The sequence below is a fragment of the Streptomyces sp. NBC_00554 genome, assembly GCF_041431135.1.
GTDB lineage: Bacteria > Actinomycetota > Actinomycetes > Streptomycetales > Streptomycetaceae > Streptomyces.
This window is the reverse complement of the sequence record NZ_CP107799.1, coordinates 7,664,547-7,676,310: the sequence shown is the minus strand read 5'-3', so window position 1 is coordinate 7,676,310 and position 11,764 is coordinate 7,664,547. Positions and strand designations below refer to the sequence as shown.

The 11,764-nt window shown below is 70.9% G+C and carries 13 protein-coding genes; 7 read left to right on the top strand and 6 right to left on the bottom strand.

The annotated features are described in order from the left end of the window. Nucleotides 1–23: 23 nt before the first annotated feature. A complete protein-coding gene (locus tag OG266_RS33825; protein ID WP_266465690.1) occupies nt 24–452 on the bottom strand; it encodes a VOC family protein in 429 nt (142 codons plus the stop codon). Nucleotides 453–554: 102 nt separating this feature from the next. On the opposite strand from OG266_RS33825, the gene OG266_RS33820 reads away from it, so the two are divergent. Both OG266_RS33820 and OG266_RS33815 read left to right on the top strand, forming a co-directional pair. Continuing rightward, the gene (locus OG266_RS33820; protein ID WP_371550338.1) at nt 555–1,463 is read left to right on the top strand and encodes a pseudouridine-5'-phosphate glycosidase; all 909 of its coding nucleotides are present in this window, start codon (nt 555–557) and stop codon (nt 1,461–1,463) included. Next, complete coding sequence (locus OG266_RS33815; RefSeq protein WP_371550336.1) at nt 1,460–2,398, top strand: carbohydrate kinase family protein; 939 nt, start codon at nt 1,460–1,462, stop codon at nt 2,396–2,398. The genes OG266_RS33820 and OG266_RS33815 overlap by 4 nt, the downstream gene beginning before the upstream one ends. A 28-nt stretch (nt 2,399–2,426) precedes the next feature. Here OG266_RS33815 and OG266_RS33810 read toward each other — a convergent pair whose 3' ends face one another. Beyond that, the gene (locus OG266_RS33810) at nt 2,427–3,221 is read right to left on the bottom strand and encodes a methyltransferase domain-containing protein (protein WP_371550334.1); all 795 of its coding nucleotides are present in this window, start codon (nt 3,219–3,221) and stop codon (nt 2,427–2,429) included. A gap of 200 nt (nt 3,222–3,421) precedes the next feature. On the opposite strand from OG266_RS33810, the gene OG266_RS33805 reads away from it, so the two are divergent. Further along, the gene (locus OG266_RS33805) at nt 3,422–4,549 is read left to right on the top strand and encodes a magnesium and cobalt transport protein CorA (RefSeq protein ID WP_371550332.1); all 1,128 of its coding nucleotides are present in this window, start codon (nt 3,422–3,424) and stop codon (nt 4,547–4,549) included. Between the two features lie 103 nt (nt 4,550–4,652). On the opposite strand, the gene OG266_RS33800 is transcribed toward OG266_RS33805, so the two are convergent. The 3 genes from OG266_RS33800 to OG266_RS33790 form a co-directional block, all read right to left on the bottom strand. Further along, nucleotides 4,653–5,081, bottom strand: a complete 429-nt coding sequence (locus OG266_RS33800) for a CBS domain-containing protein (RefSeq protein WP_329548280.1) — start codon at nt 5,079–5,081, stop codon at nt 4,653–4,655. A 134-nt stretch (nt 5,082–5,215) separates the two neighbouring features. Further along, entirely contained in the window at nt 5,216–5,611 is a 396-nt protein-coding gene (locus tag OG266_RS33795) for a PPOX class F420-dependent oxidoreductase (RefSeq protein ID WP_266465672.1), read from the bottom strand. Nucleotides 5,612–5,670: 59 nt separating this feature from the next. Then, nucleotides 5,671–6,312, bottom strand: a complete 642-nt coding sequence (locus OG266_RS33790; RefSeq protein ID WP_371550330.1) for a uridine kinase — start codon at nt 6,310–6,312, stop codon at nt 5,671–5,673. 188 nt (nt 6,313–6,500) lie between these two features. Here OG266_RS33790 and OG266_RS33785 point away from each other — a divergent pair, with 188 nt between their 5' ends. The 3 genes from OG266_RS33785 to OG266_RS33775 all read left to right on the top strand — a co-directional run bounded on the left by OG266_RS33785 (nt 6,501) and on the right by OG266_RS33775 (nt 9,678). Continuing rightward, a complete protein-coding gene (locus OG266_RS33785; protein WP_371550328.1) occupies nt 6,501–7,193 on the top strand; it encodes a DUF2293 domain-containing protein in 693 nt (230 codons plus the stop codon). Between the two features lie 368 nt (nt 7,194–7,561). Further along, entirely contained in the window at nt 7,562–8,041 is a 480-nt protein-coding gene (locus tag OG266_RS33780; protein ID WP_329548277.1) for an anthrone oxygenase family protein, read from the top strand. A gap of 146 nt (nt 8,042–8,187) precedes the next feature. Then, nucleotides 8,188–9,678, top strand: coding sequence for a glutamate synthase subunit beta (locus tag OG266_RS33775; RefSeq protein ID WP_266465661.1), 1,491 nt, complete (start codon nt 8,188–8,190; stop codon nt 9,676–9,678). A 9-nt stretch (nt 9,679–9,687) separates the two neighbouring features. On the opposite strand, the gene OG266_RS33770 is transcribed toward OG266_RS33775, so the two are convergent. Then, on the bottom strand, nt 9,688–10,194 hold the full coding sequence (locus OG266_RS33770) for a carboxymuconolactone decarboxylase family protein (protein ID WP_371550326.1): 507 nt from the start codon (nt 10,192–10,194) through the stop codon (nt 9,688–9,690). Between the two features lie 47 nt (nt 10,195–10,241). Between OG266_RS33770 and OG266_RS33765 the strand changes: the two genes are divergently transcribed. Continuing rightward, a complete protein-coding gene (locus tag OG266_RS33765) occupies nt 10,242–11,651 on the top strand; it encodes a PLP-dependent aminotransferase family protein (RefSeq protein WP_371550324.1) in 1,410 nt (469 codons plus the stop codon). Nucleotides 11,652–11,764 lie beyond the last annotated feature (113 nt).

Sequence of the window (11,764 nt, the reverse complement as noted above, 5' to 3'; positions counted from 1 at the left end):
GCGCGTGGGCACCCCTTCGCGCGCTACTCGTAGTGCCGCGCCTCGAAGACGTTTCCGTCCGGGTCACGGAAATAGAAGCTGCGCTTGGCCATTCCGCGGGCGCCGAAGGAGTCGTAGGAGAATTCCGAGACGGGGACGGTCCGCTCCTCCAGACGGGTCCGCAGCGCCTGGAAATCGTCCCCCTGGAGGGACAGGCATACGTGGTTGACCGGGTGGCCGGCGCTGTCGGCACCTCCGGGGACCATGTTCATGTACGCCGCCATGGGGAGCGGCATGAGATCGAAAATGGTCTCTTCATTGAGGCGTACGGAGGGGAACGGCGCCTTTCCCGCGGCGAATTCGGTGACCCTCAGGGGCTCCAGGCCGACCGCCTCCTCGTAGAAGCCGGCCGAGGCGACCGGATCGCGCACCCAGAGGACGACATGGTCGAGACGTGTCGAGTTGTCCGTCATGCCCCCAGGCTGAGGGCGCGCGGCGGTGGCCGCAAGGGTTTGACCTGGCGTGCCGCTCGCCAGAGATGAGGAAAGACGACCGACCAAACAGGAGGCAGACGCGTGATCGTGGTGTCCCAAGAGGTGCGAGAGGCGCTCGACGCGCGCCGGCCGGTGGTGGCCCTGGAGTCGACGATCATCGCGCACGGGTTGCCGCGCCCGCGCAATCTGCAGGTCGCTCTGGAGCTGGAGGATGTCGTACGGCAGGAGGGCGCCGTCCCCGCGACGATCGCCGTGCTCGACGGGCGGCCCCTTGTCGGACTGGACAAGGAGCAGTTGGAGCGCGTCGCCAACGAGGACGGGATCCGCAAGCTGGGGCACCGCGATCTGCCGCTCGCCGTGGCGTCGGGAGCGAGCGGGGCCACGACCGTGTCGGCGACGGCACTGCTGGCCGCCCGCGCGGGCGTACGTGTGTTCGCGACGGGCGGGCTCGGCGGGGTGCACCGGGAGTGGACGGTGACGCAGGACGAGTCGGCCGACCTGGGCCTTCTTGCGCGTACCCGGATCACGGTGGTGTGTGCGGGCGTCAAGTCGATCCTGGACGTGCCCGCGACGCTGCAGCGCCTGGAGACGCTGGGCGTGGCGGTGGCCGGATACGGCACGGAACGGTTCCCCGGCTTCTATCTGTCCGACTCGGGGCATCCGGTGGAGTGGACGCTTCGGTCGCCCGGGCAGGTGGCGGATGTCATGCGCGCGCAGGACACGCTGGACGGTCCGGAGTCGGCGCTCATTGTCGCGAACCCCGTCCCTGAAGAGGAGCAGCTCGATCCCGCGCTCCACACGCGCGTGCTCGCCGACGCACTGCACGCGTGCGAGGCGGAGGGCGTGACAGGGCAGGCCGTGACGCCGTTCCTGCTCGACTATCTGGTCCGGCACACGGACGGCGCCTCGCTGAGCGCCAACCTCGCGGCGGTACGCGGCAACGTACGCCTCGCGGGACGGATCGCGGCCGCCTGGGCCGGAGCGGCGTGAGCGCCAGACATCACGCGGCTGCCGGGAGCGCGCGCACGGGGGCGCTGCTCGTCGTCGGTGACGTGGTCACCGACGTCGTCGCCCGGCACCGCGGCCCGCTCGCGACGGGCACCGACACCGCCGCCACGATACGTACCCTGCCGGGCGGGGCAGGCGCCAACGTCGCATGCTGGGCGGCGTACTGGGGCTGCGCGGACGTGCGGTTGCTGGGACGGGTGGGTGCGGACGCGGCCGTATGGCACGAGCGTGAGCTGGCGGCTTGCGGAGTACGTCCTCTTCTCGTCGTCGATCCGGAGGCGCCGACGGGGACGGTCATCTGCCTGGTGGACGCGGGCGCCTCGGCGGAGCGCACGTTCCTCACGGACAGCGGAGCCGCGCTGCGGCTCGAACCCGGCGACTGGTCGGCCGCGTTGCTCGACGGGGTCGCGCGGCTGCATCTGTCGGGTTACCTGCTCTTCTCCGAGTCGGGGCGGGCGCTGGTGTCGGTGGCGCTGGAGTCGGCACGCGCGCGTGGCGTATCGGTGAGCCTGGACCCGGCATCGGCAGGGTTCCTCACGCAACTGGGCGTGGACCGCTTCCTCGCACTCGCCGAGGGCGTCGACATCCTGCTGCCCAGCCGTGACGAGGCCTTCCTGCTGACGGGGCTGCCCGATCCGGCGGACGCGGCGGCCAAGTTGAGCCACCACGTCCCCCTGGTCGTCGCCAAGCAGGGCGGCGACGGAGCCCTGGTGGCCCGTGCGGGCGCCGTCCACGCCCGTGTTCCGGCGTCGCCCGCCACACCCCACGACACCACGGGCGCGGGCGACGCCTTCACCGGAGCGTTCCTCGCCGCCCTGCTCTCGGGCGCGGAGCCCGAGGAGGCAGCGGTGGAGGGGTGCGGGGCGGGGGCGATGGCGGTGGAACGGGTCGGAGGAAGACCGCCGGCAAGTGCGTGACCGCGCTTTGCCGACTCCCTTCTCATTCCTAACCCTTGCGTCCCCAGGCCGAGATCATCGGTGCCGTCGCCAGGTCCAGGGAACCGGAGGCCACATTGGCCAGGTGGCGGTCGATCTCCTCGTGGGTGGCGAGGCCCGCGGTGACGAGCTGGTCCCGGATCTGACGGATCGTCGCGGATTCGAGCTCGGCGCAGGCGGGCGAAGTGACGGGGAAGTACGCGTCGGCCTCCACGCCGCGCAGCCCTGCCTCGCGGAGCAGCCGCGGGAGCTTTCGGCCGTACGCGAGATCGGCGCCGCGCTCCGCGAGAAGGCTGCGCAGTCCCTGGCGCAGCCGGTTCGCGAGCTGCTGCTCGGGGCCGTACTCGTCGAGGCAGAGCAATGGCTGCAGGGCGGGGTCGGCGTCCTCGACGAGGAGCCGGCCGCCGGGCCGCAGAGCCTTGATCATCGACCGCAACGCCCGCTCCCGGTCCGGCACATGAACCAGCACGAGCCGGGCGTGCACGAGGTCGAAGCCCTCACCCGGCGGCTCCTCGGCACCCACGTCGTGGACGCGTACCTCGACCGGCGGACGGGCGGCGGGCGCCACCAACGACGTGTCGATGTCGGTCGCGACGACCCGTCCGGTGGGGCCGACCTTCTTGGCCAGCCAGGACACCACGGACGTGCCGCCCGCGCCGACCTCCCAGCAGCGCCAGCCGGACCCGATGCCGAAGCGCTCGAGGTGCCGGAACGTCGTGGGGTCGAAGAGAGTGGCGAAGGCGTCGAAGCGCTGTCCCGCCTCGGTCTGTCGGTTGTCGAGGAGATACCCGTCGGTTCGCGTCATGGCGAGATCATCCCAGTTGGACCGCTTGTCCGGAATCGCCGACGCTCCCGTTGGCGACACTCACCCACAGCCCGGCGTATCGGCATACCGGAACGGAATGCTCCGTTCCCACAGGCTTCCCCGGCGAGCGAACCGGCCTGGCAAACTGGCACGCCAAGGCGCAAAGTGCGGCGCGAGGGGATCCACGCAAGGAGATCCAGATGTCCATGGCAGGGAATCTGCGGAAGGTCGCGGGCCTCGACAAGGTCAGCGGCCTCCGCAAGGTGGCGCGGCTGGCACGGCGACACACCCGTGTCGACCTGAGCCACCCCGCCCGGTCCCCGCTGGGTTCGGCGGTAGTGAACTGCGTGGCCTACCAGGACGGCGCCAGAGTCCCCGGCGGCCGCGATCTGGTCGACACCGTGGAGCGGGTCCGCAAGAAGAGCGACGGGTTCGTCTGGCTCGGGCTGCACGAGCCGACGGACCGGGAGTTCGCGGGCATCGCCGACCTCTTCGACCTTCACCCCCTGGCCGTCGAGGACGCGGTGGAAGCCCACCAGCGCCCGAAGCTCGAACGGTACGGCGAGACGCTGTTCGCGGTGTTCAAGACCGTCTGCTACGTCGAGCACAAGGAACTGACAGCGACCAGCGAGGTCGTGAACACCGGCGAGATCATGGTCTTCGTCGGGCCCGACTTCGTCATCACGGTGCGGCACGGAAGGCACGGGTCACTGGGCCCGCTGCGCGAGGAGCTGGAGTCCGATCCCCAACAGCTCTCCAAGGGGCCGGCCGCGGTGCTGCACGCGATCGCGGACCATGTGGTCGACGACTACGTGAATGTCACGGACTCGGTCCAGGCGGACATCGACCAGGTCGAGGCCGACGTCTTCGCCGAGAACGGCGCACGGGCCGACGCGGGCCGTATCTACCAGCTCAAGCGTGAACTCCTTGAACTGAAGCGGGCCGTGGTGCCGCTCGCCCGCCCGGTCCAGGAGCTCACCACCCGGCCGATACGGGTGGTCCCCCCGGAGATACAGGCCTACTTCCGCGACGTCTCCGACCATCTGATGCGGGTCACCGAGCAGATCGCCGCCTTCGACGAGTTGCTCAATTCCATCCTGCAGGCGCATCTGGCACAGGTCACAGTCGCGCAGAACGAGGACATGCGGAAGATCACGGCGTGGGCGGCGGTCATCGCCGTGCCGACGATGGTCTGTGGGGTGTACGGCATGAACTTCGACAACATGCCGGAGCTTCACTGGCGGTTCGGCTACCCGCTGGTCATCAGCGTGATCACCGTCGCCTGCCTCGTCCTGTACCGGGGATTCAGGCGCAACGGCTGGCTGTGACACCGGGGACGCCTCTCGCCCGGCACGGCCAACCGGACGAAGGGGCGTACTCGGGAACGAACGGGACGCGGTGCGGTCGGCGGGATCGGGAAGATCGACGAGGTCAGCTCGTCGCGCTCCTCGCGTAGACGCTCTCGACCCAGGCGGCGAGCTGCTCGTCCGTCAGGTGCTGGGCCAGGTCAGCCTCGCTGATCATGCCGACCAGGCGCTTGTTCTCGATCACGGGAAGCCGGCGGATCTGGTGCCCCTTCATCTCCTGAAGCACCTCGCCGACATCGGCGCCCGAGTCGATCCAGCGCGGAGTGCCCTGGGCCATCTCGCCCGCGGTGACCCGTGCCGGGTCGTGACCCATGGCCACACACCCGACCACGATGTCGCGGTCCGTGAGGATGCCGCATAGCCGTTCGTTCTCGTCACTGATGGGCAGGGCGCCCACGTTGAGCTCACGCATCAGCTGGGCGGCGCGGTCCAGGGTCTCGTGGGCGGGAATCCACTGGGCACCACGGTGCATGATGTCTCCGGCGGTGGTCATGAAGTACCTCCCGGTGCCGGACGGCCGGCGCGGCGCGAACGCACCGCTAGTCCCGGCGCCCTACATTCTCGCCGCGCGCCCGGAGAAACGCACCCGGAAGTTCCCGGTTCCGGGTCGGATTTCCCGGTTCCGGATCAGGCGGAGAAGCCGACGATCTTCTCCGGGACGACACGGATGATCACGCGGACCTCGTCGTCCTTCTCCGCCGGCGGGTCGATGCCGAGGTACTTGTGCGAGAGCTCGTACGGGAGGCGCTTGGCGTCGTCGGGGAGGATCTCGGCGGTGCCGCGGATCTCCACGGAGGTGTAGGGGTTGGCGAGGTCGAAGACCGAGAGGCTGATGCGGGGGTCCCGCTGGAGGTTGCGCACCTTCTGGCGTCCGGCGGTGGAGGAGAACAGCACGGTGTCGCCCTCACGTTTTATCCAGACCACGGAGTTCTGGGGAGCGCCGCCGGGACCGAGGGTGGCGACGCTGGCGAAGTTCTTGGCATCGAGGAGAGCGCGGGCCGATTCACCGAAGGAGATCGTCATGACCAGCAGCATAACTACATGCACGTGCATGTAGAAGGGTTTTGGACAACTGATCGAGATCAGCCGTTCCACGCCGGATGGCGCGGGTCGTCGGCGCGCACCAGAACATCGGCCGTGGCGCCCGGGTCCGCCTCGGTCTCGTAGCGCGCGAAGGCGGGGATGGTCCAGTGCTCGGCCTCGGGGGTACGGCGGCGGAGTGCGCCCGGGGAAAGGAGCACATGGACGCTGAGGTCGAAGGGGAACCAGTGGCGAAGGAGGAGGGGGCCGTGCAGCAACAGGGGGCTGCCGGGCGCGAGTTGGACGTACGGGCTGCGGGTGGCGCGGTCGGTCGCCGGGTCCCAGAGGTCGGGCAGGACACGGCCGTCACCACCGGGTTCGAGGGGGCCGAAGACCTCGCGCCACAGCGCGCCGGTGTCGAACCAGCCGTCGTAGTACGAATCCACGTCCTCGCGCCCGTATTCGAGCCGCAGCGACGAGGGGCGCAGGAAGCCCTCCGTGCCGACGACCAGCGAGGACCGGCCGCGTATGCGGAGCGCCTCGGAGACTCGGTGCGCGAGGTCGCCGGGGCGGGCGGCCGGGGCGCCGTCGAAGGCGATGCGCGGCCAGGGGCTGCCGTCGTCCGGTTTCAGGTCGAGCAGCCGCTCGGCGAGACGGTCGCCGAGCCGTTCCCAGGTGATCGCTTCGAGTCGCACAGGGCCCATGATGCCGCGATCAGGACGCGTTCTCGTAGGCGTGTGGGGCGGGAGGCGAGGAGGTGAGGGAGATGCGTCGCAGTTCAGGCGCGGGTGGCGTCGAGGAGGGGGCATCCGGGTTGCGCGGATCCGGTGGCTACCCGGGGACGGCTCGCCCTCGACGTAGATCCTGGGTCGGACGGGGGAATGAAACGCTTATGGCACCGATCGCAACTTCCGTACACCGCACTGGACTTCTCGTGGTCCAGCCGCTCAAGAAGCGGCAGTGTGCCGCGTGCCGGACCGGGCCGCTCACGCTGCTGGTGCTGGAGGAGGGGGCGCCGTGGTGCCTGGACTGCGCGGATCTCGGGCATCTGGTGTTCCTGCCGCGGGGCGACACCGCGCTGACGCGGAGGTCGCGGGAGGGGAGTGCGCTGTCGGCGGTGGTGGTGCGGTTCAACCGGCGCAGGAGCCGGTACGAGCGGCAGGGCGTGCTTGTCGAGGAGGCGGCGCTCGCCCGGGCCGAGGAACGGTGCCTGGCGGATGCGGAAGCCCGGCGGCGGCGACGGGCGCGGGACGCTCGGCGGCGGGAGGCGGAGGATCTGCGGTTCACGGAGGCGTTCGCGCGGGAGATCCTCCGGATGTTTCCCGGCTGTCCGGGTGACCGGGCTCGGGACATCGCCGCGCACGCGTCGGTGCGTGGGAGTGGGCGGGTCGGGCGCAGTGCCGCGGGCCGGGCGTTGTCCGAGGGCGCGGTGGTCTCGGCGGTGGGGGCGGCCGTGCGGCACGTGGACACGGGGTATGACCAGTTGCTGATGAGTGGTGTGGGTCGGTTTGAGGCGCGGCGGCGGGTCTCGGAGGTGGTGGAGGGCGTATTGCGGGGGTGGCGGGCTGGGGAGGTGTCGTCGTGACGAGGGCGTGGGGTCGCCTCGCTTGCGCGGGCGTCTCGTCCCCGGGCACTTCATCCCCGACCAGGTGCCTCATCCCAACCGGATGTCTCACCCACGCCGAGGTAGAAGCGGGTTTTCGCCCCCTCCGCCCCTGCCCGTCCCGTTCCTGGGGGCTGCCGCCCCCAGACCCCCGCTGTCGGCCTGAACGGCCTCGTCCTCAAACGCCGGACGGGCTGAAGACGCTCGGGACGGGCTGAAGGATCTCCGGCGTCGGAGAGTCCCGTCGGCTGGACACTCGCGTATGTTCGCGCGCCGCTCAGGCATGGTCACCGTCGTCGTACGGGTTTTCACTTGTGGTGATGGACTTCGGGGTCGATGTGGGAGTGGACATGATCGATGGGCCGTACTTCGTGCTGACGTTGCTGGGTGTGCTCGGGTGTGGGCTGGTGGCCGGGGTGTTCTACGGGTTCTCGACGTTCGTGATGCGGGCGCTCGCCGAGTTGCCGCCCGCGCAGGGGGTTGCCGCGATGAAGTCGATCAATGTGGTCGTACTGCGGCCGGCGTTCATGCTGGCGTTCATCGGGTCGGCGTTGCTGTGCGCCGTCCTCGCGGTGGTCACGTTCGTGCTGTGGCCGGACGAGGGGACGGTGGAACTGCTGCTGGGCAGCGCGCTGTATCTGTTCGGGTGCTTCGGGGTGACCATCGCCGCGAACGTCCCGCGCAACGACGCGCTCGCCAAGATGGACCCCGGGAGCCAGGAGGCCGCCGCGTACTGGCCCACGTACGTGCGCGAGTGGACGGTGTGGAACCACGTGCGCACGTTCGCGGCGGCCGCCGCGTCGATCTCGTACGTCCTTGCCCTCGCCTGAGTCTTCGTCCGAGCCCTCAGCTGAGCGGCGGGGCCCACGGAGGCGACGTATCGTGGCGGGAAAGGAGTGCCGCCCGAAGGCCGTGGGCCGAAGACGTCCGACGGCCGCGCGGCCCCGTGCCCGTCGCGTACGCAAGGGAGACGGCCATGGCCGATCCCAAGGGATTCATGACGACACCGCGCGAGGAGTACCCGCGTCGGCCCGTCGGGGAACGGGTGCGGGACTGGAACGAGGTGTACGTCCCCGGGGCGCTGTTGCCGATCATCAGCAGGCAGGCGGACCGCTGCATGGACTGCGGGATCCCGTTCTGCCACGACGCCTGTCCGCTGGGCAATCTGATCCCCGAGTGGAACGATCTCGTCTCCCGGGACGACTGGCGGGCGGCGAGCGACCGGCTGCACGCGACGAACAACTTCCCCGAGTTCACCGGGCGGTTGTGCCCCGCGCCGTGCGAGGCGGGCTGCGTGCTCGCGATCAACCAGCCCGCGGTCACCATCAAGAACGTCGAGGTCGCCATCGCCGACCGCGCCTGGGCGGACGGTCTCACGCCACCCCGCCCGCCGGACCGGCTCTCCGGGCGGACCGTCGCGGTCATCGGGTCGGGGCCCACCGGGCTTGCCGCGGCACAGCAGTTGACGCGGGCCGGGCACACCGTCGCCGTGTACGAGCGGGCCGACCGGATCGGCGGGCTCATGCGGTACGGGATCCCCGCGTTCAAGATGGAGAAGCGGCACCTGGACCGGCGACTCGGTCAAATGCGGGCGGAGGGAACCAAGTTCCGTACGTCGACGATGGTCGGGCGGGACATCGGGGCGGCGGAGCTGCGGGCGCGCTACGACGCCGTGATCCTCGCCGTCGGTGCAACTGCCTGGCGTGAACTACCGGTACCAGGGCGGGAGTTGCAAGGTATTCACCAGGCGATGGAGTACCTGCCGCTCGCCGACCGGGTGTGCGAAGGCGACCTGGAGACGTCTCCGCTGTCCGCCGCCGGCAAGCATGTCGTCATCGTCGGCGGCGGGGACACCGGCGCCGACTGTCTGGGGACCGCCGTGCGTGAGGGCGCGGCGTCCGTGACCCAGCTCGACATCTACGCGCAGCCGGAGGCGGAGCGCGACGAGGACGCCGAGCCCTGGCCGACGTATCCGAAGATCTACCGGCTCTCGGCCGCGCACGAGGAGGCCGGTGCGCTGGAGACGGCGCCCGCGGCGGACGCGGACGCGCGGCTCTTCGCGGCGTCCACGCTCCGCTTCACCGGGGACGCGGCCGGGCATGTGCGCTCGCTGCACCTAGTCGAGGTGGACGCCGGGCGCCGCCCGGTCCCCGGTTCCGCGCGGACGCTCCCCGCCGACCTGGTGCTGCTCGCTCTCGGCTTCTCCGGGCCCGACCGCCACGACGGCCTGATCGACCAGTTGGGGATCGCCCTCGATCCGCGCGGCACGATCACCCGTGACGCGGAGTTCGCGACCAACGTCCCCGGGGTGTACGCCGCCGGGGACGCGGCCCGCGGCCAGTCCCTCATCGTGTGGGCCATCGCCGAGGGCCGCGCGGTGGCGGCCGCGGTGGACCGCAGGCTGACGGGCGGCGACTCGCGACTGCCGGCGCCCATCGGACCGTACGACCGGCCCATGGCGGTGTAGGCACACCTGTCAGGCACGCCCGTCCGTGCCCGCCACCTTCGCCGTCGACAGCGCCACCCGGTTCCAGGTGTTGATCGTGAGGATCAGGGCCAGGACGTGGGCCAGTTCCTGGTCGTCGAAGACCGCGGCGGCCTGTGCGTAGACCTCGTCCGGGACGCCTCCGTCGGCGACCAGGGTGACCGCCTCCGTGAGGGCGAGGGCGGCGCGTTCCTTCTCCGTGAAGAAGTGGCGGGCCTCGCGCCACACCGCGACCAGGTGCAGCCGGTCCTCGCTCTCGCCGGCCTTGCGGGCGTCATTGGTGTGCATGTGGAGGCAGTACGCGCAGTGGTTGAGGTGCGAGGCGCGGATCTGGATGAGCTCGACGAGGGCGGGGTCGAGCCCCTCGCGGGCCGCCGCGTCGAAGCCGATGAGCGCTCGGAAGACCTTCGGGGCGGACTTCGCGAAGTCGAGGCGGGCGTTTTCGGCCACGGCGGTTCCGGCAGCCTCAGCGATGTTCGTGTTCGTGTTCGTCGTCATGACCATGAATCTACGGGCCCGAAAGACCCGCTGTAGGGTGCATTTCTGTGGCAGAAACATGGGTCAATTCGGCCGAGCGGATCGGTGCTGACCTGCACCTGGAGATGGCCGGGTCCGGCGGGCGCCGGGCCGCGCTGATCCGCGCCCTGCGTGAGGCCGTACGCAGCGGCAGGCTCACGCCGGGCACCCGGCTGCCGCCGTACCGCTCGCTCGCGGCCGACCTGGGCGTCGCGCGCAACACGGTCGCGGACGCGTACGCCGAGCTGGTCGCCGAGGGCTGGCTGACCGCCCGGCAGGGCTCGGGCACGCGGGTCGCGGAGCGCGTCGAACTGCCGGGCGCCCCCGCGCGCGTACCGAAAAAGGCACCTCCACGCGCGCGTGGACCTCTGCACGACCTGCGGCAGGGCACGCCGGACGCGTCGTCGTTCCCGCGTACCGCCTGGCTCGCGTCCTACCGGCGGGCCCTCCAGCAGGCGCCCAACGAGGCCTTCGGGCCCGGCGATCCGGCGGGCCGCGTCGAACTGCGTCACGCGCTCGCCGAGTACCTGGCACGCGCGCGTGGCGTGCGCACGGAACCCGGGCGGATCGTGATCTGCTCCGGTTTCGCGCATGCCCTGCGGCTGCTCTTTCCCGCGGTGCTACGGGGCCCGCTGGCCGTCGAGTCGTACGGCCTCGGCTTCCACCGCGAGCTGCTGACCGCCGCGTCCGTACGGACCGTGCCGCTGCCTCTGGACGAAGACGGCGCCCAGGTCGGCGAGTTGGGCCGGGAGAGGGCCGTACTGCTCACGCCCGCGCACCAGTTCCCGACCGGCGGACCGCTGCACCCCGAACGGCGTGCCGCCGTGATCGACTGGGCACGCGCGCGTGGCGGCGTGATCCTGGAGGACGACTACGACGGGGAGTTCCGCTACGACCGCAAGCCGGTCGGCGCCGTGCAGGGCCTTGACCCGGAGCGGGTCATCCACATCGGCTCGGTCAGCAAGAGCCTGTCGCCCGCGCTGCGGCTCGGCTGGATGGTCCTTCCGGAGCCGTACGTCGACGCCGTGCTCGCGGTCAAGGGCGAGCGGGAGGCCTGGGCGGGCGTACCCGACCAGCTCGCGCTCGCCGACTTCATCACGTCCGGGTCGTACGACCGTCATGTGCGGCGTATGCGGCAGCGGTACCGGGCGCGCCGTGACCGTCTCGTCGCCGCGCTCGCCGCACGGGCCCCGCACATCGAGATCACCGGCATCGCGGCCGGGCTGCACGCGGTGCTGCGACTGCCGCCGGGGACCGAGCAGTCGGCGGTCAAGGCCGCGGTCTGGCAGGGCGTCGCGCTCGACGGGCTGAGCGAGTTCCGGCATCCGCGGGCGGTGATGTCGGCGCCGGACGGCCTTGTCGTCGGGTACGCGACGCCGGCCGAGCATGCCTACGGGGCGGCACTTGACGCGTTGTGCGGGGTGCTGCCACCGGGATGACGACCCGGGCTCACCGGCCGCCGCCCACCGCCACTGACCGCCGTCGGCCGTCACTGGCCGTCGCTGGCCAGAAAGTGACCTCCAACTGACATACAAACCAACCACGGTGGGAT

Bases quoted from the DNA above. Each gene is read 5' to 3' on its own strand.
- OG266_RS33825 (WP_266465690.1), bottom strand. From the start codon at position 452: ATGACGGACAACTCGACACGTCTCGACCATGTCGTCCTCTGGGTGCGC.
- OG266_RS33810 (WP_371550334.1), bottom strand. From the start codon at position 3,221: ATGACGCGAACCGACGGGTATCTCCTCGACAACCGACAGACCGAGGCG.
- OG266_RS33805 (WP_371550332.1), top strand. From the start codon at position 3,422: ATGTCCATGGCAGGGAATCTGCGGAAGGTCGCGGGCCTCGACAAGGTC.
- OG266_RS33800 (WP_329548280.1), bottom strand. From the start codon at position 5,081: ATGACCACCGCCGGAGACATCATGCACCGTGGTGCCCAGTGGATTCCC.
- OG266_RS33795 (WP_266465672.1), bottom strand. From the start codon at position 5,611: ATGACGATCTCCTTCGGTGAATCGGCCCGCGCTCTCCTCGATGCCAAG.
- OG266_RS33790 (WP_371550330.1), bottom strand. From the start codon at position 6,312: ATGGGCCCTGTGCGACTCGAAGCGATCACCTGGGAACGGCTCGGCGAC.
- OG266_RS33785 (WP_371550328.1), top strand. From the start codon at position 6,501: ATGGCACCGATCGCAACTTCCGTACACCGCACTGGACTTCTCGTGGTC.
- OG266_RS33780 (WP_329548277.1), top strand. From the start codon at position 7,562: ATGATCGATGGGCCGTACTTCGTGCTGACGTTGCTGGGTGTGCTCGGG.
- OG266_RS33775 (WP_266465661.1), top strand. From the start codon at position 8,188: ATGGCCGATCCCAAGGGATTCATGACGACACCGCGCGAGGAGTACCCG.
- OG266_RS33770 (WP_371550326.1), bottom strand. From the start codon at position 10,194: ATGACGACGAACACGAACACGAACATCGCTGAGGCTGCCGGAACCGCC.